Here is a 19,188-nt window from a genome sequence, read left to right on the forward strand (position 1 = left end):
TCCTCAGGAGGAGTAGGCGGAGTTCTCGTGAACGTAGGCATGGGTCAGGTCGTTCGTCCAGACGGTGGCCGTCTCCGACCCCGACTTCAGGTCGATCGTCACGGAGACCGCGCGGTCCTCGAGCGACACGCTCGTCGCCGGCTCGCCGGGACCGCTGTCGCGGCACACCCACACACCGTTGAGCGCAACGTCGAGATCGGCGGGGTCGAACGTCGCCGACGTCGTGCCGACCGACGCCAGCACGCGGCCCCAGTTCGGGTCCTTGCCGAACACGGCGGCCTTGAAGAGGTTGCTCCGGGCCACCGAGCGGGCGACCTCGACCGCGTCGTCCTCGCTGGCCGCACCCCGGACCTCGATGGAGATCTCGTGGTCGGCGCCCTCGGCGTCGGCGAGCAGCTGGAGCGCGAGGTCGTGGCAGACCGCGGTCACGTGCTCGGCCAGCTCGTCGACCGTCGGCGACGCGCCGGAGGCACCGCTCGCCATGAGCAGGACGGTGTCGTTGGTGGACTGGCAGCCGTCGGAGTCGAGGCGGTCGAACGTCACGCGGGTGGCCCGTCGAAGCGCGGCGTCGAGGGTCGCGGCGTCGACGTCGGCGTCGGTGGTGACGACGACGAGCATCGTGGCCAGCGCGGGCGCCAGCATGCCGGCACCCTTCGCCATGCCGCCCACCGTGAACGCCCGTCCCGTCGCGTCGGTGCCCTCGGCGACGGACTGCTTCGGGACGGTGTCGGTCGTCATGATGGCCGCTGCGGCCGCCGATCCCCCGTCGTCGGACAGCTCCGCGTGCGCGGCCCGGACGCCGGCGAGCAGGTCGTCGCGGTCGTTGAGCAGGCCGATGAGGCCGGTCGAGCAGACCTGCACGTCGATCGCGCCTACGGGACCGTCCTCCGCCCGTGGCCCGGAACCCCCGCCGGAGAGGAGCTCGCCCACGAGCTCGGCGGTGGCATGGGTCAGCTGGAAGCCCTCCGCGCCCGTGTAGCAGTTGGCGCCGCCGGAGTTCAGCACGACGGCACGCGCCGACCCGGTCTTGATCGCCTCGGCGCTCCAGAGCACGGGGTTGGCCCGGCAGCGGTTGCTGGTGAACACCGCGGCCGCCGCGGAGGACGGACCGTCGTTGACGACGAGCGCGACGTCGGGCGCGCCGGTCGACTTCAGGCCGGCGGCGACGCCGGCGGCGCGGAAGCCCTGTGCTGCGGTGACCGTCATGGCGCCACTCCCGTGGTCGTGAGGCCCGTGGTCTCGGGGAGGCCGAGGGCGAGGTTCATGGACTGGATGGCGCCGCCGGCGGTGCCCTTGACCAGGTTGTCGATCACGGTGGTGACGACGAGCCGTCCCGCGGCCGAGTCGACGGCGACCTGCAGCTGGGCGGTGTTGGCGCCGAGGGTCGCGGCCGTCGTCGGCCACTGGCCCTCCGGCAGCAGGTGCACGAACGGCTCGCCGTGGCCCGGGCCGCCGTACGCCTGCTCGTAGACGGCACGGACGCGGGCCGCGTCCACGCCGTCGGCGAGCCGGGCGGTGGCGGTCGCGAGGATGCCGCGGGCCATGGGCACGAGCGTCGGCGTGAACGAGATGGTCACGCCCTCTCCCCCGGCCTTCGTCAGGTTCTGGACGATCTCGGGGACGTGCCGGTGCACGCCGCCGACACCGTAGGGCGACGCCGCACCGAGACCCTCGGAGGCCAGGAGGTGCGTCTTCGGCGCCTTGCCCGCGCCGGAGAACCCGTTGGCGAGCACGGCGACGAGGTCGTCGGCGGCGACGATGCCGGCGGCGACCGCCGGCTGGAGGCCGAGGGTCACGGCGGTCACGTTGCAGCCCGGCACCGCGATCCGCTTGACACCGACGAGGACGTCGCGCTGCCGGCCGTCGCCGACGAACAGCTCGGGGAGGCCGTAGGGCCACGTGCCGGCGTGCTCGCTGCCGTAGAACGCAGTCCAGTCCTCGGCGCGCTCGAGCCGGTGGTCGGCGCCGCAGTCGATGACGAGCACGTCGTCACCGAGCTCGGCGGCGATCCGCCCGGACTCGCCGTGCGGCAGGCCGAGGAAGACGACGTCGTGACCGGCGAGGGTCGAGGCGTCGGTCGGCTGGATCACGCGGTCGGCGAGCTCCACGAGGTGCGGCTGGTGCTCGCCCAGGCGCGACCCCGCGGAGGACGCCGCGGTGACAGCGCCGATCGTCACGTCGGGGTGCGCGCCGAGCAGCCTCAGCACCTCTCCCCCGGCGTAGCCGCTCGCGCCGGCCACGGCTGCGGTGTAGGTCGTCATCGGTCCACCTTGTCAGGTCGGGTCGTGCGGGGTGGGACGTCGTGCTCAGTCGGTGCCGAGCTCCATCGCGGCGGCGTCGAGCGCCTGCTCCCCCTTGCTGTCGACACCGTCGGCGTCGACCACGGGGTTGGCCTCGATGCGGGTCGCGCCACCGGCGGGCAGCTCGCCGAACAGCGTGCCGTTCTCGACGAGGACCTGGCCCTGGTCGAGCGGCTGGTCGGCGTACATCTCCAGCTTGGCGCGCGAGTCGGCGATGTCGAGGTTGCGCATCGTGAGCTGGCCGATGCGGTCCGTGGGGCCGAACGCGGCGTTCTCGGTGCGCTCCATCGACAGCTTGTCGGGGTGGTAGGAGAAGTTCTCGCCCTGGGTGTCGAGGACGGTGTAGTCCTCGCCGCGCCGCAGCCGCAGCGTGACGCTGCCGGTGACGAGCGACGCGATCCAGCGCTGCACCGACTCGCGCAGCATCAGCGACTGCGGGTCGAGCCAGCGGCCCTCGTACATGAGGCGGCCGAGGCGACGCCCGTGCGCGTGGTAGCTCGCGATCGTGTCCTCGTTGTGCACGGCGTTCACGAGCCGCTCGTAGGCCGCCCACAGCAGCGCCATGCCGGGCGCCTCGTAGATCCCGCGGCTCTTGGCCTCGATGATCCGGTTCTCGATCTGGTCGGACATGCCGAGGCCGTGGCGTCCGCCGATCGCGTTCGCCTCGTGGACGAGGGCGACGGCGTCGTCGAACCGGGTCCCGTTGATCGCGACCGGACGACCCTCCTCGAAGGAGATCGTGACGTCCTCGGTGGGGATCTCGACGGACGCGTCCCAGAACTTGACGCCCATGATCGGGTCGACGGTCTCCAGGGAGACGTCGAGGTGCTCGAGGGTCTTCGCCTCGTGGGTGGCGCCCCAGATGTTGGCGTCGGTGGAGTACGCCTTCTCCGTGGAGTCGCGGTAGGGCAGGCCGTGCGCGACGAGCCACTCGCTCATCTCGGTGCGTCCGCCGAGCTCGGTGACGAAGTCGGCGTCGAGCCACGGCTTGTAGATCCGCAGGTCGGGGTTGGCCAGCAGGCCGTACCGGTAGAACCGCTCGATGTCGTTGCCCTTGAAGGTGGACCCGTCGCCCCAGATGTTGACGCCGTCCTCCTTCATCGCCCGCACGAGCAGCGTGCCCGTGACGGCCCGCCCGAGCGGCGTGGTGTTGAAGTAGGTGCGTCCGGCCGACGTGATGTGGAACGCGCCGCACGCGAGCGCGGCCAGGCCCTCCTCCACCAGCGGCGCCTTCGCGTCGACAGACCGCGCCAGCTCCGCGCCGTACTGCATCGCGCGCCCCGGCACCCCCTCGATGTCGGGCTCGTCGTACTGACCGATGTCAGCGGTGTACGTGCACGGCACGGCACCCTTGTCGCGCATCCACGCGACGGCCACCGACGTGTCGAGCCCTCCGGAGAAGGCGATGCCGACGCGCTCGCCGACGGGCAGGGAGGTGAGGACCTTGGACATGCTCACAGTCTTGCATATGGCTGCAAGGTCTTGCAGAGGGGGGTGGGGGTGGTGAGGGTGGGGTGGCGGCGGGTCGCCGCGCTGCGCGCGCGGCTCTGTGCTTGCTGGTGCGCTGCCGCATCCGGGCGGTGCTTGCTGGTGCGCTGCCGTAGGGGGTCTGTGCTTGCTGGTGCGCTGCCTCGGCTTTCGCTGTGTCTGGTCTCCGAAAGGGCCTCGACCGGGCAGCTGGCAACCGCGCTGGTCTGGGGTCTCGGGCTGCGGGTCGGCGCTGTGGGTGGACGCAAGATGCTGCGTTCGTGCGCTGGGACTCGAAGGATTCTGCGTTGGCTACGGGATCCCGTCGTGAACGCAGAAGCGTTCGACCTGACTCGCGTGAATGCAGAATCTTGGGTGCCGTTTGCGTTGGGGGGACGAAGGATTCTTCTTTCTCGTGGAACGGTCCACGAGAAAGAAGAATCCTTGCCACGTCTGGCCCCCGCGTCGGTGGATCTGCCACCTGTAGAGCGCTCAGAAGGTGGCAGATCCACCGCCGGACCGCGCAAACGCAGAATCTTGCGTTCAACGCGGGCCACAGCCCGAGAACCCCGACCAGCGCGCCCGCCAGCTGCCCGGTCGAGGCCCTTTCGGAGACCACCTCCAGCGCCAGCCGAGGCAGCGCACCAGCGAGACGAAACCCCCTGCGGCAACGCACTAGCAGGAGCACGCCACGCCGCCTCAGCGCAACGTGCCGCCCAACGCCTCGCCGGCGGCGACGAGGGCGGCGCGGGCCTCGGCGATCTCGGTGTCCTTGAGGGTCCGGTCGGGCGCGCGCAGGCGGACGGCGAAGGCGAGCGACTTCTGCCCGTCCGGCACGGGTGAGCCCGTGTAGACGTCGAAGAGGCGCACCGACTCGACCGCGGGGTGGGCCGAGGCCAGTGCCGCGCGCAGCGACTCGGCGGTCACGGAGGTGTCGACGACGAAGGCGAGGTCCTCCTTCGCGACCGGGTAGGTCGAGAAGGCCGGTCGCGGGCCGATCGCGGGCGATGCCGCGAGCAGCGCGTCGAGGTCGATCTCGCCCGCCACCGAGCGCGCGGGCAGGCCGTGCTCCTTGAGCACGGTCGGGTGCAGCTCGCCCGCGTGCCCGACGACGGTGCCGTCCAGCACCAGCGCGGCGCACCGACCCTGGTGGAACGGGGCGGTGGCGGCCTGCTCGACCGTCAGCTCGACGTGCAGCACGTCGGCCAGCCGACGCGCGACCGCGACGGCGTCGGACCACGCCACCGGGCGGCCTGCACCGTCCCAGCCGGATCGTTCACGCTCGCCCACGAGCACCCAGCCCGCGTGGAACGGCTGGTGCGGCAGGGCGGCGTCGAGCGCCGCGAGCTCCTCGGGCGTCGGACGGCGGTCGGTGCCGTAGATCGGAGCCTCGGGCGCTCCCTCCCGTGCGAGGAACACGCGGCCGACCTCGCTCACCTGCACCGACTCGTGACCACGCCCGACGTTCAGCGACGCCGCGCGCAGCAGTCCGACGAGCAGCGTGGTCGTGAGACCGGGCTCCTCGGTCGACAGCGGGTTCGCGAGCAGCACCTGACGTCGGCGGACGTCGTCGGCGTCGATGCCGAGCCGGTCGAGGTCAGCCGGTCCCGCGAAGGGCAGGGTCGTGACCTCGACGAGACCGGCACCCGCGAGCACGTGCCCGACCCGCCGGCGCAGCTCCTGGTGGCGGGTCAGCCCGCGACCTCCCGTCGGCGTCGGCAGCACCGACGGCACCTGGTCGTAGCCGGCCGTGCGCAGCGCCTCCTCGACGAAGTCGTAGGGGTCGTTCAGGTCGAAGCGCCAGCTCGGCGGCGTCACGACGAACACGTCGCCGTCGCGCTCGACCGTGCAGCCGTTGCGCTCGAAGGAGCGCTGGGCCTCCTCGGGGGCGATCGGCACGCCGCTGATGCGGGCCGGCAGGTCGACCGGCACGCGCACGGCGGCGCGGCGTGGCGCGGTGCCCACCACGGTCGCGCCCGGCTCGAGCGTGCCCCCGCCCAGCTCCACCAGGAGCTCCGCGACCCGGGCCGCGCCGACCAGGGGGAGCTCGGGATCGACACCCCGCTCGTAGCGCTTGGCGGCCTCCGAGGGCAGCCGGTGACGCTTGACGGCACGGAAGATGGTGACCGGGTCCCAGTAGGCGGCCTCGACGACCACCGACGTGCTGGTCTCGCTGATCTCGGTGGACGCGCCGCCCATGACACCGGCCAGGCCGATCGGCCCGGAGTCGTCCGCGATCACGAGGTCCTCGGGCGTGAGGGCCCGGTCGACGTCGTCGAGCGTCGTGAGCCGCTCCCCCGCACGCGCCCGACGGACGACGACGTCGCCCTGCAGGCGGTCACGGTCGTAGCAGTGGTTCGGCTGGCCGAGCTCGAGCATGACGTAGTTGGACACGTCGACGGTGAGCGAGATCGACCGCATCCCGGCGTCGGTGATCCGGCGGACCATCCATCCCGGGGTCGGCGCGGTCGGGTCGACGCCCGAGACGACGAGAGCCGTGAACACCGGGCACCCCTCGGGGTCCTCGACCCGCACCGGGTACGCGGGCGTGTCGGCCGACGGCACCGGCCGCTCCGCAGGATCGGTGAAGGGCACGTCGAAGGCGAGGGCCGCGTCGCGCCCGACACCGCGCAGGCTCAGGGCATAGGCACGGTCGGGGTTCACCTCGAGGTCGAGCGTCTGGTCGCCCAGGCCCAGGACCGCCACGGCGTCGTCACCCGGCTCCGCCGAGCCCGGGGCGAGGACGAGGATCCCCGCCGCACTGGTCTCGTCGTCCGGGAGGCCGAGCTCGCGGGTGGAGCAGATCATGCCGTCGGACACGTGCCCGTAGGTCTTGCGCGAGCCGATCTCGAAGCCCAGCTCGGGCAGGTAGGTGCCCGGCAGCGACACGACCACGAGGTCGCCGACGCCGAAGTTGTGCGCACCGCAGACGATGCCGCGCGACGGCACGTCGTCGCCCGGGGCGTCGGGCACCGACGGCTCGTTGCGATCCGCCCCGACGTCGACGCGACACCAGTTGATCGTCTTGCCGTTCTTCTGCTCCTCCGGCTGCACGGCCAGCACCCGGCCGACCGTGAGCGGACCGGTGATGCCGCCGCCGACGATCTCCTCGAGCTTGAGGTCGTACATCGTCAGCCGGTCGGCGATCTCCTCGGTGGTCACCTCGGCGGGCAGCTCCACGACGGAGCGCAGCCACTCCACGGGTACGTGCATCAGCGATCCACCCCCGTCGACAGGGCACGACGGCACGGGGGCAGAGAGCTGATCATCTGACGGTTCCCTCGCTGACGCTCGTTCACAGACCCACCCCGAACGGCTCGGTGAAGCGGATGTCGCCGTCCCAGAGGTCGCGCAGGTCCGCGATGTCGTACCGGCTGGTGATGGTGCGGTCCAGGCCCATGCCGAAGGCGAAGCCCGAGTACTCCTCGGGGTCGACGCCGCAGGCGACGAGGACGCGCGGGTTGACGACACCGCAGCCGCCCCACTCGATCCAGCCCTCGCCCCGGCACGTGCCGCAGTCGGCGACGGCGCCCGGCTCGTTGTGGCAGACGTAGCAGAGCAGGTCGACCTCGGCGCTCGGCTCGGTGAACGGGAAGTACGACGGACGGAAGCGCGTCGTCACCGCGGGCCCGTAGACGGCGGCGGCGAAGTGGTCGAGCGTGCCCTTGAGGTGCGCCATCGAGAGACCGCGGTCGATGGCGAGCCCCTCGACCTGGTGGAAGACGGGCATGTGCGTGGCGTCGGCCTCGTCGGTCCGGTACACCCGGCCGGGACAGACGACGTAGATCGGGGGCGTGCGGGTCAGCATGCTGCGGGCCTGCACCGGCGACGTGTGGGTGCGCAGCACGAGCGCGGCCCGCTCCGGCGAGACCCAGAACGTGTCCTGCATCGTGCGCGCGGGGTGGTTCGGGCCGAGGTTGAGCGCGTCGAAGTTCAGCCACTCGGCCTCGACCTCGGGGCCCTCGGCGACCTCCCAGCCCATGGCCAGGAAGAGGTCGGCCACGTGCTCCTGGATGGTCGTGATGGGGTGTCGGGCGCCGACGGGCTCACGGTCGGTCGGCAGCGTGACGTCGACCGTCTCCTCGACGAGACGACGCTCCTCCTCCAGCGCCTCCAGCGTGGCCGCCCGCGCGGAGAGCGCCTGGTTGACCGCGCCGCGGGCCTGGCCGATCCGCTTCCCGGCGTCCTTGCGGGCCTGCGGGGGCAGCGCGCCGATCTCCCGGTTGGCGAGCGCGAGCGGCGAGCGGTCGCCGGTGTGCGCGATGCGGACGGCCTTCAGGGCGTCGAGCGACTCGGCGGCCTCGATGGCGGCGAGGGCGGCGTCGCGCGCCTGCGCGACCTCGTCCTCGCCCAGCGCGGCGACCTGCTTGGGGTCGTAGTCGGAGTTCGGGGCGGACACCCGAGCAGTCTAGTGAGCCGCGCGGACGCCCCGGCACCGGTCGGTCCCTCCGCGGCGACGGTGCTCAGTCGGTCAGCGCGTCGGGCTCGTTGACGGGCACCCAGATGCGCAGCAGCGCACCACCCTCGTCGGCGTCGCCGATCTCGATCCGGCCGCCGTGCTGCTCCACGATGCCTCGGACGATGTACATCCCGAGACCGCTGCCGGCCCCCGGCCCGGCACGCCAGAAGCGACTGAACACGCGCTGGCGCATCTCCTCGGGGATGCCGGGTCCCTGGTCGTGGATCTCCAGGACCGCTCCCCCGGCGTCGGGCAGGTGCTCGACGACGACCCGGCGCAGGCCGTGCCCGTGGCGCAGCGCGTTCTCGACGAGGTTGGTGACCACCTGGGTCATGCGGTCGGCGTCGCCCCAGACCAGGTACGGATCACCGCGCGTCTCCAGCGCGAACGGATCGCCGCCGGCGGACACGCTGCGCAGCACGGCACGCGCGACCTCGTCGAGCTTGACCGGGCCGCGCCGCAGGGTCAGCCGGCCGGCGTCGATGCGAGCCGCGTCGAGCAGCTCGGTGATCAGGCGGCTGAGCCGGTCCGCGTCGGAGTCGACGGTCTCGAGCATGAACTGGCGCTGCTCCTCGGAGAAGCGGTCCCACTTGGACAGCAGCGTGGAGGTGAACCCCTTGATGCCCGTCAGGGGCGAGCGCAGCTCGTGGGCGACGGTCGCGACGAGGTCCGAGCGCTCGCGGTCGCGCTGGTTGCGCACCTTGGCGTTGCGCACGCTCGCGACGACGCGCACGACGGCGCCACCGGGACGGTCCCGGACGAGGCGCGCGGTCACGAGGTACTCGCTGCCCCGCGGCGAGTACCACGACTGCTCCGACAGCCGGTTGCGGATGTTCAGCCCCTCGTAGGGACGCGTGGAGTCGTACCAGCTGTTGCCGTTCAGGTCGTCGAAGGGCATCGCGTCGGAGAGGTGCATGCCGAGCATCTCGCCGGGGGCCGCCCGCGCCATGCGCTCGATGCGCTCGTTGACGTACTCGACGACGCCGTCGGCCCCGGCGATGACCACGCCGTCGGGGAAGTCGTCGAGATCCATGGCGAGGAATCTAGTACCAAAGGACTAGACGCGACGAGCGCCCCGGGCCACCGCGATGCGCACGAGAGCGGCGTTGTCGTCGACGGCCTCGCCGTCGGGACCCTCCACGACGTCCTCGAGACCGATCCGCGTGGACACGCCGTGGGCCACGGCGAGCCCCAGGATCGGCCAGGTCGAGCGGCCCTCGCCGTGCAGCAGCACGGGGACCCCGGTCGGGCGGACCAGCTCCAGCAGGCGCACGGCGGTGTCTTCCTGGTCGGGCGCGTCGGCGAGCTCGAGCAGCACGAGCGCGGTCCGCTCGGGCCAGGACGAGTCGAGCCACGCCTGCGCGGCGTCCTCGGTCCACAACCCGGCGTTGACGGCCACGCCGCGCTCGTGCAGGGCCGTGGCCAGGTCGGTGGCGCCGCGCTCGTGCCAGTTCACCGAGGCGTGGTCGGGCAGCGTGGTCCAGGCGCCGACGGCTCGGATGGGCGTGCCGCCCCCGGTCCACGCCCAGGCCCCGGTGGTGACGCCGACGGGGACGTCGACGGTCGACCGCACGGCCTCGACCCAGCGAGCCACGTCGACGGGTGCGAGGCTGTCGCGTCCGTCGTCCGTGCGCGGGTGCACGTGCAGGTCCTGAGCGCCTGCCGCGACCGCGGCGCGGGCGTCCTCGGCGCAGTCGGTCGCCGTCACGGGGACGGCGGGATGCTCGTCGACGTCGCGCGAGCCGTTGAGGCACGCCTGGAGGATGACCTGCTGCACGCTGCTCATCGTGCCCCCTGGGCCCGTGCGCTGGCGTAGAGACACACCGCGGCCGCGGTCGCGAGGTTGAGGCTCTCCGCCTGGCCGAGGATGGGCACCGCGACGGCCAGGTCCGCGGTGTCGCGCACCTGCGCCGACAGCCCCTGCGCCTCGTTGCCCATCACCCAGGCGGTGGGGGCCGCGAGGTCGACGGGCGACGACGTGCGTTCGGCGTCGAAGAGGTCGAGGTCGGCCTCGCCGTCGGTCGCGAGGACCTGCAGGCCGCGCTGACGGAGGGCGGCGAGCACCAGGTCGTGGTCGCGCTCGACGACGACCGGGAGGTGGAACAGGCTCCCGGCGCTCGCGCGGACGGCCTTCGGATTCGTGGGGTCGACGCTGTCGGCCGACAGCACGACCGCGTCGGCTCCCGCGGCGTCGGCGCAGCGCAGCACCGCGCCCGCATTGCCGGGGTCGCGCATGTCGTGGCAGACGACGACCAGCCGGGGTGAGTCGGGGAGCGCCTCGAGACCGCGGACGACGGTGTCGCAGACGGCCACCACGCCCTGCGGGGTCGTGGCGTCGGCGATCTCGGCCAGCACGTCGTCGTCGACGACGCTCCAGGGCACCTCGCCGTCGAGCGCGGCGTCGTGCAGGGCGGCGTGGCGCTCGGTCGCGGCAGCCGTCGCGAACACCTCGTGCGTCACGCCGGGTCGCGCGAGCGCCTCACGGACGGCCTGCGGTCCCTCGGCGAGGAACTGGCCGGTCTCGGCCCGGAAACGCCGCGTGGCGAGCCGTCGAGCACGCTTGACCCGCCCGGTACGGGAGGTCAGCGTCGGCTCGGGGCTCGCCACGGGCGTGGAGGCGAAGGCGGTCAGGCCGTCGCGTCTTCCTTGGGTGCGTTCACGTCGGCCGGAAGGTTGTCCTTCGCGACCTGCACGAGCGCGCTGAACGCGGCCGGCTCGTTGACGGCCAGCTCGGCCAGCATCTTGCGGTCGACCTCGACACCCGCGGCCTTGAGGCCCTGGATGAAGCGGTTGTAGGTGAGGCCCTCGGCGCGGACCGCAGCGTTGATGCGCTGGATCCAGAGGCGACGGAAGTCGCCCTTCCTGGCCTTGCGGTCACGGTAGTTGTAGACCAGGGAGTGAGTGACCTGCTCCTTGGCCTTGCGGTACAGACGCGAGCGCTGGCCACGGTAGCCGGACGCCCGCTCGAGGGTCTCGCGGCGCTTCTTCTGCGCGTTGACGGAACGCTTGACGCGTGCCATGTCGGTTCTCCTTCGGGTGGGGTGCGGTCAGAGACCGAGCAGCTTCTTGACCTTCTTGGTGTCAGCCTTCGACACGTCGGTCGTGCCGGCGAGGCGACGGGTCCGCGTGCTGGACTTGTACTCCAAGAGGTGACGGCGGTTGGTCTGCTCACGGCGGAGCTTGCCCTTGCCAGTGATCTTGACGCGCTTCTTCATGCCCGAGTGGGGCTTGAACTTCGGCATCTCATGCCTCCATGTCTGGGTCGAGGTTCTCGGAGCGACGCCGGGCCTTCTTGGGCGTCGCGGTCTTCTGCTGGGCCTCGCGGCGCGCCTTCTCGGCAGCTGCCTCGGCCTCGCGCTCCGCGGTCCGCTCGGCCGTGGTCTTCGCCTTCTCGGCGGCGACCTCGGCCTGGGCCTCGGACTTCTTCTTCAGCGGTGCGAGCACCATCGTCATGTTGCGGCCGTCCTGGCGCGGGTGCGCCTCGACGACTCCCAGGTCCGACACGTCCTCGCCCAGCTTCTGGAGCAGCCGGTACCCGAGCTCGGGACGGTGCTGCTCACGACCGCGGAACATGATCGTGATCTTGACCTTGTCGCCCGCCTTCAGGAACCGCACGACGTGACCCTTCTTGGTGTCGTAGTCGTGCTGGTCGATCTTGGGGCGGAGCTTCATCTCCTTGATGATGGTGTTCGTCTGGTTGCGTCGTGACTCGCGTGCCTTCTGGGCAGCCTCGTACTTGAACTTGCCGTAGTCCATGAGGCGGCACACCGGGGGGCGGGCCGTCGGGGCGACCTCGACGAGGTCGAGGTCGGACTCGGCGGCGAGGCGCAGGGCGTCCTCGATGCGCACGATGCCGACCTGCTCGCCTCCGGGTCCGACGAGACGGACCTCGGGTACGCGGATGCGGTCGTTGACGCGCAGCTCTGTGCTGATGGATCCTCCTGTGGTCTGTGTCCAGGAGGCCCACGACAATGGCCCCCGTCCCTCAGGACGGAGGCCACCGATGCACGCCGCCGGCGCGTACCGGACGGCGTCGCTCGACCGGGCGTACCGGGCGAGGTACCCCTCGATCCGCGGACCGAGCAGGTGGGAGGTGGGCCTCCACTTCCTCTCCAGGATAGCAGGCGGACGCCAGGGAGCGAAAACGGCGCGCCCGACCGCGCCGCAGCGGGTCGTCATCGCCGTGAAACACCGCGGACCCGGACGAGCAACAGCGCACCACCATCCTGGCTCCAGGAGGTGCGGACATGAGGTGGAGGGTGCGGGCGACGTTCCCGGACAGGCCAGGCCTGCTCGGGCGCGTGGCGCAGGCGTGCGGCGACGCGGACGTGAACATCGTCGCGATGCAGGTGTTCTCGACGCGGCCGACGGTGACCGACGAGTTCGTCGTGGAGGGTGACGACGGCTGGACGGAGCTGGCGCTCGCGGGCCTGTTCACCGACGCGGGCGGCTCGGAGGTGTCGGTGACCCGTGCCGACGGCGACGCGCACCTGGACGCCCCGACCCGCTACCTCGACGCCGTCCACGAGGTGCTCGAGGGCGGACGCGACGTCGAGGAGGTGCTGGGCGAGCTGCTCGCCATCGCGCCGCCGGACGTCGCGGACTACGCCGGGCACGACGTGCTCGACCTGCGGCGTCGCAACGGCACGACGCTGCGGGTCAGCCGTGCGGTGCCGTTCACGGCCGTCGAGCGGGCACGGGCGCAGGCGCTGCTGTCACTGGTCAGCGACGCGGGGGTCGACGTCCCGCTCATCGCGCCGTCGCCCCGCCACCCCGTGCCGCTGGTCCGGGTCGCCGGGCTCGCCGACATCGAGGCCGTGTCGGCCCTTCACGAGCGGTGCAGCGTCGACACCCTCTACACGCGCTACCAGGTCCCCCTGCGCATGCCGATGACGACCCGCATGGCGCGCCGGCTCGTGACGCCCGAGCACGGGATCGCCCTGGTCGTCCAGGTCGGCCTCGACCTGGTGGGGCACGGCGTGCTCGAGCGGGGCGTGCTCGAGGCCCGTCCGGACGACCACGTCTTCCAGCTGCTCGTCGAGGACGCCTGGCAGGGTCGCGGCTTCGGCACGCTGCTCGTGAAGCAGGCCGCGCGGCACGCGAAGTCCGACGGGGCCGAGCGGCTGACGTTCGTCTCCGCGGGCTCCAACGACACCCTGCTCCGGGCCGTCGGCGCCGCAGGCTTCGTCGCCCGCGTCGAACGTCACGACGCCGCGGTGCACGTCACCGTCCCCCTCGCCGGTGTGCGGGCGGTGGAGACGGCGTAGCTCCTGGGCTGCTCCCCGTCAGCTTCCCGTGACCCAGGCGTGACCGGCGTCGGTGGCGACGAGTCGGTCGCCGGCGGCGAGGTGGCGCAGGTCGTCGGTCTCGACGACCTGGAAGTGCGGCGACCCGAGGTCGAGCAGGAGCGCGGCGGCACCCTCGGCGAGGGCGGCGACCGCTGCTGCCTGCCCCCACACGGGCACCGGTCGCGCCTGCGGGTTCCAGCGGGCCATCGCGTCGAGGCTCGTGAAGGTGAGCAGCGCCTGGCGGCCGTCGCGGCCGGTCATGAGCACCGCCGCCATGTCGGCGTCCTTGTCGCCCGACACGAGCGCCTCCGGGCCGGCGGCACGGCTCGCCTCGCCAAGCGTCGCCACGATCGGCACGAAGACCCGCACCTGGCCGAGCAGGGAGAGCACGGCCGTCGCGTCGCCCAGCACCGCCCCCAGGCGGGGGTCGAGCCGGCCGTCGTCGTCCGGGAACGCGGGCTCGGCGAGGGAACGACCCGTCACGGCACCCGCCGGACCAGATCGTCCACCGCGTCACGCACCCGACCGTGACCGCTGGAGCCCTGCAGCGCGAACAGCATGAGCCGCTCGTCGTCGACGGTCACGAGCGTCGGCCACGGGGCACCCTCGCCGAACGCGAAGCCACGGACCTGCGACCACGGGACGTGGTGCGTGCGGAAGCCGTTGACCACCTCGAGCTCGTCGTCGCCGACCGTCACCCTGCTGCGTCCGATGCCGTGCAGGATCACCAGGAACACGACGATCGAGCCGTACAGGGTGAGCGCCTGCGACAGCGTCACCTGTGCGCGGATGTCCGGTGGCAGCGCGAGGGTCACGGCCACGCTCATCGCGACCAGCGCCACGCACGACCCGTACGCGACGTACCGGGTCCCGCCGGGACGGTAGGTCGTCCTCACACCCGGCACGCGAGGATGTCCGTGACGAGGATGCCGCGGGCGCCGAGGCCGTACAGGCTGTCCATGATCTTCTGGGCGGCGTCGCGCGGCACCATCGAGCGCACGGCGACCCACCCCTCGCGATGAAGCGGCGAGACGGTCGGCGACTCGATGCCGGGCGTGAGCTCGACGGCGCGCTCCACGTGCTCGACCCGGATGTCGTAGTCCATCATCACGTAGGTCCGGGCGACCAGGACGCTGTCGAGGCGACGCTTGAACACCTCGTAGCCGGCGGGCTCACCCGCGCCGGCGCGCGTGATGAGCACGGCCTCGGAGGACAGGATCGGGTCGCCGAACACGGCGAGGTCGGCTTGACGCAGGGTGCTGCCCGTCTCGACGACGTCGGCGATGGCGTCGGCGACGCCGAGCCGGATCGACGACTCGACCGCGCCATCCAGGCGTACGACCGAGGCGCTGATACCGCGTCCGCGCAGGTAGTCCTGGACGATCACGGGGTACGACGTGGCGATCCGCTTGCCCTCGAGCTCGTCGACGGTCTGCATCGTGCCCGTCGGTGCGGCGAAGCGGAACGTCGACCGGCCGAAGCCGAGCCCGACCTGCTCCGCCGCCGATGCGGCGGAGTCGAGCAGCAGGTCGCGGCCGGTGATGCCGACGTCGAGCGTCCCCTCCCCCACGTAGACGGCGATGTCGCGCGGACGGAGGTAGAAGAACTCGACGTCGTTCTCGGCGTCGACGAGGACGAGGTCCTTCGCGTTGCGCCGCTGCCGGTAGCCGGCCTCGGCGAGGATCTGGCTGGCCGCCTCGGACAGGGCGCCCTTGTTGGGTACGGCCACTCTCAGCATGGTGGGGTCCTTCTGACGATGGGGGGCGGGCCCGGCAGTCGGCTGCCGTGGACGACAGCGGCGCGGCCCACGAGGTCGGGCTCCGCTGTCGTCACAGATGCGCGTAGACGTCGTCGAGCGTGATGCCGGCGGCCAGCATCATCACCTGCGCGTGGTACAGCAGCTGGCTGAGCTCCTCGGCGGTCCGCTCGCGGCCCTCGTGCTCGGCGGCCATCCACGACTCGGCGGCCTCCTCGACGAGCTTCTTGCCGATGGCGTGCACGCCGGCGTCGAGCTCGGCCACGGTGCGCGAGCCCTCGGGCCGGGCCTGCGCCTTGGCGGCGAGCTCGGCGAACAGGTCCTCGAAGGTCTTCATGGTGAGCTCAGTCTAGGGACGCGAGACCGCGCAGGGTCGCCCAGGTCGACAGAGCGGCCTCGGCGGCCTCGCGGCCCTTGTCCTCGGCGCTGCCCTCGAGCCCGGCACGGTCGAGCGCCTGCTCCTCGGTGTCGCACGTCAGCAGCCCGAAGCCCACCGGGACGCCGGTGTCGAGCGCGACCCGTGCGAGACCGTCGGTGGCCGCCGACGACACGTACTCGAAGTGCGGCGTCCCACCGCGGATGATGACGCCGAGCGCGACGACCGCGTCGAAGCCGGCCGCGGCGCAGCCCTGCGACACCAGGGGCAGCTCGAACGACCCGGCCGCGCGCAGCAGGGCCACGTCGGTGACGCCTGCGTCGGCGAGGGCGCGCTGCGCGCCCGCGACGAGGCCGTCCATGACCTGGTCGTGCCAGCTCGACGCGACGATCGCGACGCGTGCGCCCGCCGCCTCCACCTGCAGGGTGGGTGCTCCGTGTCCGCTCATGACGTCACCCCCGTGGGAACAGCACGGTACGGGTGTGCCGTCATGTCGTGCTCGTGGTTCGCTCGCTGGCGCTCGCTCATGCCTGGTCAGCCTCCGTGGTGTCGCCGAGACCGAGGTCCGGCAGGTCGTGGCCCATGCGCTCGGCCTTCGTGCGCAGGTACTGGATGTTCTCGGGCGTCGGCTCGATCTGGATCGGGACGCGCTCGGCCACCTTGACGCCGTACGCCTCGAGCTGCGCGGCCTTGTCGGGGTTGTTGGTCAGCAGCCGGACCGAGCGCAGGCCGAGGTCGCGCAGCATCTGCGCACCGGCGGCGTAGTCGCGCTCGTCCTCGCCGAAGCCGAGCGCGAGGTTCGCGTCGACGGTGTCGCTGCCGGCGTCCTGCAACGCGTACGCCTGCAGCTTGTGCAGCAGACCGATTCCGCGGCCCTCGTGCCCACGCAGGTAGACCACGACGCCGGCGCCCTCGGCCTTGATCGCCGCCATCGACGCCTGCAGCTGCGGGCCGCAGTCGCAGCGCCGCGAGCCGAAGACGTCACCGGTCAGGCACTCCGAGTGCAGCCGCACCAGCACGGCCTGGCCGTCGGCGGTGGCAGCGTCGACGTCGCCGTGCACGAGCGCGACGTGCTCCGCGCCGTCGATCCGGTCGCGGTAGCCGAGCGCCCGGAACGCGCCGAACTCGGTCGGCAGCGACGTCTCCGCGAGCCGGTCGACCTGCGACTCGTGCAGCCGCAGGTGCACCTGCAGGTCCTCGATGGAGACGAGGGCCAGGTCGTGCTCGTCCGCGAACGCGCGCAGCGCCGGGGCGCGCATGAGCTCGCCGTCGTCGTGCACCACCTCGCCGATGACGCCCACCGGCGTGAGGCCGGCCAGGCGCGTGAGGTCGACGGCAGCCTCCGTGTGGCCGGCGCGGGCCAGCACGCCGCCGTCCTTCGCGCGCAGCGGGAGCACGTGACCCGGCATGACCAGCTCGAAGGACTCGGTCGCGGAGTCCGCGAGGACCCGCACCGTCCGCGCCCGGTCGGCCGCCGAGATCCCCGTGGTGATGCCGTCGCGCGCGTCCACCGAGATCGTGTAGGCCGTGCGCATCAGCTCCCGGTTGTGCGGCGTCATCAGCGGGATGCCCAGCCGGTCGAGAACCGCACCGGGTGCCGGCGCGCAGACGTAGCCGCTGGAGTGCCGGATGAGGAAGCCCATCAGGTCCGGCGTCGCCTTGCTCGCGGCGAAGATGATGTCGCCCTCGTTCTCGCGGCCCGGGTCGTCGACCACGACGACGGCCTTGCCGTCGCGGATGTCGGCGATCGCCCGCTCGATGCTGTCGAGCCGGACGGTGTCGCCGGCGGCGTCGGAGTAGGTGGTCATGCGGGGTTCTCCTTCGGGAGGCGGGCGGCGAGCAGCCGCTCCACGTACTTGGCGAGGACGTCGACCTCGAGGTTCACCCGGTCGCCGGGCGCGAGGGTGCCGAGGGTCGTGTCCGCGAGGGTGGTGGGGATGAGGGACACCGAGAACCAGGGAGCGGGATCCCCGGGGTCGGTCACCTCGACGACCGTGAGCGAGACGCCCTGGACGGTGATCGACCCCTTGGGCACGAGGTAGGGCGCGAGGTCGTCGGGAAGCGAGAACCGCAGCACCTCCCAGTGCTCGCTCGGGGTGCGGTCGAGCAGACGGCCGGTTCCGTCGACGTGCCCCTGCACGACGTGCCCGCCCATGCGGCCACCGGCGGCCATCGCCCGCTCCAGGTTGACCTCGTCGCCGGGCGTGAGGTCGCCGAGCGACGTCTTGTCGAGCGACTCGGCCATGACGTCGGCGCTGAAGACGTCCGCCTCCTGCGCCATGACCGTGAGGCAGCAGCCGTTCACGGAGATCGACGCCCCGTGGGTGGCGTCCCCGGTGACCACGGGGCCGCGCACGGACAGCCGCACGGAGTCGCCGAGCGCCTCCACGGCCGTGACGACGCCCTTCTCCTCCACGAGTCCGGTGAACATCAGGGCATCTCCTCCCGCGGGGCACGCCCGGGCGTGCCGATGATGCGGATGTCGGGTCCGATCCGCGCGACGTCGTCGAGGTCGATCGGCCGCAGGTCGGCGAGCGTCGCGGCCTCCCCCTCCAGCGCGGCCCGGCCCGAGCCCAGCATGGCCGGCGCGATGTAGCCGATGACGCGGTCCACCAGCCCGGCGTTCCAGAAGCCGCCTGCCAGCCGCGGGCCGCCCTCGAGCCACACGTGGTGCACGCCGTTCTCGACCATCTTCGCGAGCACCTCCTGCGGCTCGCGGGTCTGCACGAGCAGGGTCGGCGCGACCCGGTCGAACACGCGGTAGTACGAGGGGATGCGCGTCTCCCCCACCACGACGCGCAGGGGCTGCTGCGCGTACGGCAGGGGCAGGTCGTCGACGTCGCGCACCGTGAGGCGGGGGTCGTCGGCCAGCACCGCCCCGGTCCCGGCCATGATCGCGTCGGCCTCGGCCCGGAAGCGCTGCACGTCGCGCCGTGCCTCGGTCGAGGTGATCCACTTGCTCGACCCGTCGGGCGCCGCGCTGAGGCCGTCCATCGTGGCGGCGTACTTCCAGGTCACGAACGGACGTCCGTGCGTGACGGCGAACGTCCACTCGACGTTGAGCGCCGCGGCCTCCTCGACGAGGACCCCGCCCTCGACGTCGACCCCGGCGGAGCGGAGCCGCTCGGCGCCGCCCGCGGCCTCGGGGTTCGGGTCGGACTGGCCGTGCACCACCCGCGTCACGCCGGCGGCGAGGAGTGCGTCGACGCAGGGACCCGTGCGGCCGGTGTGGGCGCAGGGCTCCAGCGTGACGACCGCCGTGGAGCCGCGAGCCGCGTCGCCGGCCTGCTGCAGCGCGTCGACCTCGGCGTGGGCCGTCCCTGCGCCACGGTGCGCGCCGACGGCGAGCACCTCTCCCGAGGGCGCGAGCAGCACGCAGCCGACCCGTGGGTTCGGGAGCGTCCGCGGGGTGGACCGCGCGGCCTCGAGGGCCGTGCGCATCGCCTGCAGCTCGGTGTCGCTCGCCATGTCGTCCTCCGGTCGGGCTCGCCGTACCGGGGTCGACGGGTCGGACGCCTGGGTCCAGGACGGACCTCGGCACC

The 19,188-nt window shown here is 72.5% G+C and carries 20 protein-coding genes; 1 reads left to right on the forward strand and 19 read right to left on the reverse strand.

Annotated elements, in window-relative coordinates; all coding sequences use genetic code 11:
* Nucleotides 1-3: 3 nt before the first annotated feature.
* The 11 genes from argJ to infC all read right to left on the reverse strand — a co-directional run bounded on the left by argJ (nucleotide 4) and on the right by infC (nucleotide 12,198).
* Nucleotides 4-1,206 (reverse strand): bifunctional glutamate N-acetyltransferase/amino-acid acetyltransferase ArgJ, encoded by a 1,203-nt coding sequence (argJ, locus tag AC3WRM_RS07575; RefSeq protein WP_492247607.1) that lies wholly within the window; start codon nucleotides 1,204-1,206, stop codon nucleotides 4-6.
* Nucleotides 1,203-2,261, reverse strand: a complete 1,059-nt coding sequence (gene argC, locus AC3WRM_RS07580) for an N-acetyl-gamma-glutamyl-phosphate reductase (RefSeq protein ID WP_492247606.1) — start codon at nucleotides 2,259-2,261, stop codon at nucleotides 1,203-1,205. Before argC ends, argJ begins: the two co-directional genes overlap by 4 nt.
* Before the next feature lie 45 nt (nucleotides 2,262-2,306).
* Nucleotides 2,307-3,752: an argininosuccinate synthase gene (argG, locus tag AC3WRM_RS07585; RefSeq protein ID WP_492247605.1), complete on the reverse strand. Its 1,446-nt coding sequence runs from the start codon at nucleotides 3,750-3,752 to the stop codon at nucleotides 2,307-2,309.
* A 714-nt stretch (nucleotides 3,753-4,466) separates the two neighbouring features.
* The gene (gene pheT, locus AC3WRM_RS07590) at nucleotides 4,467-6,980 is read right to left on the reverse strand and encodes a phenylalanine--tRNA ligase subunit beta (protein WP_492247604.1); all 2,514 of its coding nucleotides are present in this window, start codon (nucleotides 6,978-6,980) and stop codon (nucleotides 4,467-4,469) included.
* A gap of 82 nt (nucleotides 6,981-7,062) precedes the next feature.
* Entirely contained in the window at nucleotides 7,063-8,166 is a 1,104-nt protein-coding gene (gene pheS, locus AC3WRM_RS07595; RefSeq protein ID WP_492247603.1) for a phenylalanine--tRNA ligase subunit alpha, read from the reverse strand.
* A gap of 64 nt (nucleotides 8,167-8,230) precedes the next feature.
* Nucleotides 8,231-9,259, reverse strand: coding sequence for a sensor histidine kinase (locus AC3WRM_RS07600; protein ID WP_492247602.1), 1,029 nt, complete (start codon nucleotides 9,257-9,259; stop codon nucleotides 8,231-8,233).
* A 24-nt stretch (nucleotides 9,260-9,283) separates the two neighbouring features.
* Nucleotides 9,284-10,012: a 3-keto-5-aminohexanoate cleavage protein gene (locus tag AC3WRM_RS07605; protein WP_492247601.1), complete on the reverse strand. Its 729-nt coding sequence runs from the start codon at nucleotides 10,010-10,012 to the stop codon at nucleotides 9,284-9,286.
* Nucleotides 10,009-10,833, reverse strand: coding sequence for a TrmH family RNA methyltransferase (locus AC3WRM_RS07610; RefSeq protein WP_492247600.1), 825 nt, complete (start codon nucleotides 10,831-10,833; stop codon nucleotides 10,009-10,011). Before AC3WRM_RS07610 ends, AC3WRM_RS07605 begins: the two co-directional genes overlap by 4 nt.
* Nucleotides 10,834-10,853: 20 nt before the next feature.
* Nucleotides 10,854-11,246 (reverse strand): 50S ribosomal protein L20, encoded by a 393-nt coding sequence (gene rplT / locus AC3WRM_RS07615; RefSeq protein ID WP_492247599.1) that lies wholly within the window; start codon nucleotides 11,244-11,246, stop codon nucleotides 10,854-10,856.
* 27 nt (nucleotides 11,247-11,273) lie between these two features.
* On the reverse strand, nucleotides 11,274-11,468 hold the full coding sequence (rpmI, locus tag AC3WRM_RS07620; RefSeq protein ID WP_253024664.1) for a 50S ribosomal protein L35: 195 nt from the start codon (nucleotides 11,466-11,468) through the stop codon (nucleotides 11,274-11,276).
* A 1-nt stretch (nucleotide 11,469) separates the two neighbouring features.
* Entirely contained in the window at nucleotides 11,470-12,198 is a 729-nt protein-coding gene (gene infC / locus AC3WRM_RS07625; RefSeq protein WP_253024694.1) for a translation initiation factor IF-3, read from the reverse strand.
* Between the two features lie 275 nt (nucleotides 12,199-12,473).
* Here infC and AC3WRM_RS07630 point away from each other — a divergent pair, with 275 nt between their 5' ends.
* The gene (locus tag AC3WRM_RS07630) at nucleotides 12,474-13,493 is read left to right on the forward strand and encodes a GNAT family N-acetyltransferase (protein ID WP_492247598.1); all 1,020 of its coding nucleotides are present in this window, start codon (nucleotides 12,474-12,476) and stop codon (nucleotides 13,491-13,493) included.
* Between the two features lie 18 nt (nucleotides 13,494-13,511).
* On the opposite strand, the gene AC3WRM_RS07635 is transcribed toward AC3WRM_RS07630, so the two are convergent.
* The 8 genes from AC3WRM_RS07635 to ribD all read right to left on the reverse strand — a co-directional run bounded on the left by AC3WRM_RS07635 (nucleotide 13,512) and on the right by ribD (nucleotide 19,114).
* On the reverse strand, nucleotides 13,512-13,997 hold the full coding sequence (locus AC3WRM_RS07635; RefSeq protein ID WP_492247597.1) for an SseB family protein: 486 nt from the start codon (nucleotides 13,995-13,997) through the stop codon (nucleotides 13,512-13,514).
* A complete protein-coding gene (locus AC3WRM_RS07640) occupies nucleotides 13,994-14,410 on the reverse strand; it encodes a PH domain-containing protein (RefSeq protein WP_492247596.1) in 417 nt (138 codons plus the stop codon). The genes AC3WRM_RS07635 and AC3WRM_RS07640 overlap by 4 nt, the downstream gene beginning before the upstream one ends.
* Nucleotides 14,407-15,252: an ATP phosphoribosyltransferase gene (gene hisG / locus AC3WRM_RS07645; RefSeq protein WP_492247595.1), complete on the reverse strand. Its 846-nt coding sequence runs from the start codon at nucleotides 15,250-15,252 to the stop codon at nucleotides 14,407-14,409. Before hisG ends, AC3WRM_RS07640 begins: the two co-directional genes overlap by 4 nt.
* A gap of 91 nt (nucleotides 15,253-15,343) precedes the next feature.
* Entirely contained in the window at nucleotides 15,344-15,607 is a 264-nt protein-coding gene (locus AC3WRM_RS07650; protein WP_492247594.1) for a phosphoribosyl-ATP diphosphatase, read from the reverse strand.
* 7 nt (nucleotides 15,608-15,614) lie between these two features.
* A complete protein-coding gene (gene ribH / locus AC3WRM_RS07655) occupies nucleotides 15,615-16,094 on the reverse strand; it encodes a 6,7-dimethyl-8-ribityllumazine synthase (protein WP_492247593.1) in 480 nt (159 codons plus the stop codon).
* 76 nt (nucleotides 16,095-16,170) lie between these two features.
* On the reverse strand, nucleotides 16,171-17,454 hold the full coding sequence (locus AC3WRM_RS07660; RefSeq protein WP_492247592.1) for a bifunctional 3,4-dihydroxy-2-butanone-4-phosphate synthase/GTP cyclohydrolase II: 1,284 nt from the start codon (nucleotides 17,452-17,454) through the stop codon (nucleotides 16,171-16,173).
* A complete protein-coding gene (locus tag AC3WRM_RS07665) occupies nucleotides 17,451-18,077 on the reverse strand; it encodes a riboflavin synthase (RefSeq protein WP_492247591.1) in 627 nt (208 codons plus the stop codon). Before AC3WRM_RS07665 ends, AC3WRM_RS07660 begins: the two co-directional genes overlap by 4 nt.
* Nucleotides 18,077-19,114 (reverse strand): bifunctional diaminohydroxyphosphoribosylaminopyrimidine deaminase/5-amino-6-(5-phosphoribosylamino)uracil reductase RibD, encoded by a 1,038-nt coding sequence (gene ribD, locus AC3WRM_RS07670; RefSeq protein ID WP_492247590.1) that lies wholly within the window; start codon nucleotides 19,112-19,114, stop codon nucleotides 18,077-18,079. Before ribD ends, AC3WRM_RS07665 begins: the two co-directional genes overlap by 1 nt.
* Nucleotides 19,115-19,188 lie beyond the last annotated feature (74 nt).

The organism is Aeromicrobium sp. EU05-FHT14F07 (assembly GCF_058790455.1).

Bases quoted from the DNA above. Each gene is read 5' to 3' on its own strand.
- argJ (WP_492247607.1), bottom strand. From the start codon at position 1,206: ATGACGGTCACCGCAGCACAGGGCTTCCGCGCCGCCGGCGTCGCCGCC.
- argC (WP_492247606.1), bottom strand. From the start codon at position 2,261: ATGACGACCTACACCGCAGCCGTGGCCGGCGCGAGCGGCTACGCCGGG.
- argG (WP_492247605.1), bottom strand. From the start codon at position 3,752: ATGTCCAAGGTCCTCACCTCCCTGCCCGTCGGCGAGCGCGTCGGCATC.
- pheT (WP_492247604.1), bottom strand. From the start codon at position 6,980: ATGCACGTACCCGTGGAGTGGCTGCGCTCCGTCGTGGAGCTGCCCGCC.
- AC3WRM_RS07600 (WP_492247602.1), bottom strand. From the start codon at position 9,259: ATGGATCTCGACGACTTCCCCGACGGCGTGGTCATCGCCGGGGCCGAC.
- AC3WRM_RS07605 (WP_492247601.1), bottom strand. From the start codon at position 10,012: ATGAGCAGCGTGCAGCAGGTCATCCTCCAGGCGTGCCTCAACGGCTCG.
- rplT (WP_492247599.1), bottom strand. From the start codon at position 11,246: ATGGCACGCGTCAAGCGTTCCGTCAACGCGCAGAAGAAGCGCCGCGAG.
- rpmI (WP_253024664.1), bottom strand. From the start codon at position 11,468: ATGCCGAAGTTCAAGCCCCACTCGGGCATGAAGAAGCGCGTCAAGATC.
- AC3WRM_RS07630 (WP_492247598.1), top strand. From the start codon at position 12,474: ATGAGGTGGAGGGTGCGGGCGACGTTCCCGGACAGGCCAGGCCTGCTC.
- hisG (WP_492247595.1), bottom strand. From the start codon at position 15,252: ATGCTGAGAGTGGCCGTACCCAACAAGGGCGCCCTGTCCGAGGCGGCC.
- AC3WRM_RS07650 (WP_492247594.1), bottom strand. From the start codon at position 15,607: ATGAAGACCTTCGAGGACCTGTTCGCCGAGCTCGCCGCCAAGGCGCAG.
- ribH (WP_492247593.1), bottom strand. From the start codon at position 16,094: ATGAGCGGACACGGAGCACCCACCCTGCAGGTGGAGGCGGCGGGCGCA.
- AC3WRM_RS07660 (WP_492247592.1), bottom strand. From the start codon at position 17,454: ATGACCACCTACTCCGACGCCGCCGGCGACACCGTCCGGCTCGACAGC.
- AC3WRM_RS07665 (WP_492247591.1), bottom strand. From the start codon at position 18,077: ATGTTCACCGGACTCGTGGAGGAGAAGGGCGTCGTCACGGCCGTGGAG.
- ribD (WP_492247590.1), bottom strand. From the start codon at position 19,114: ATGGCGAGCGACACCGAGCTGCAGGCGATGCGCACGGCCCTCGAGGCC.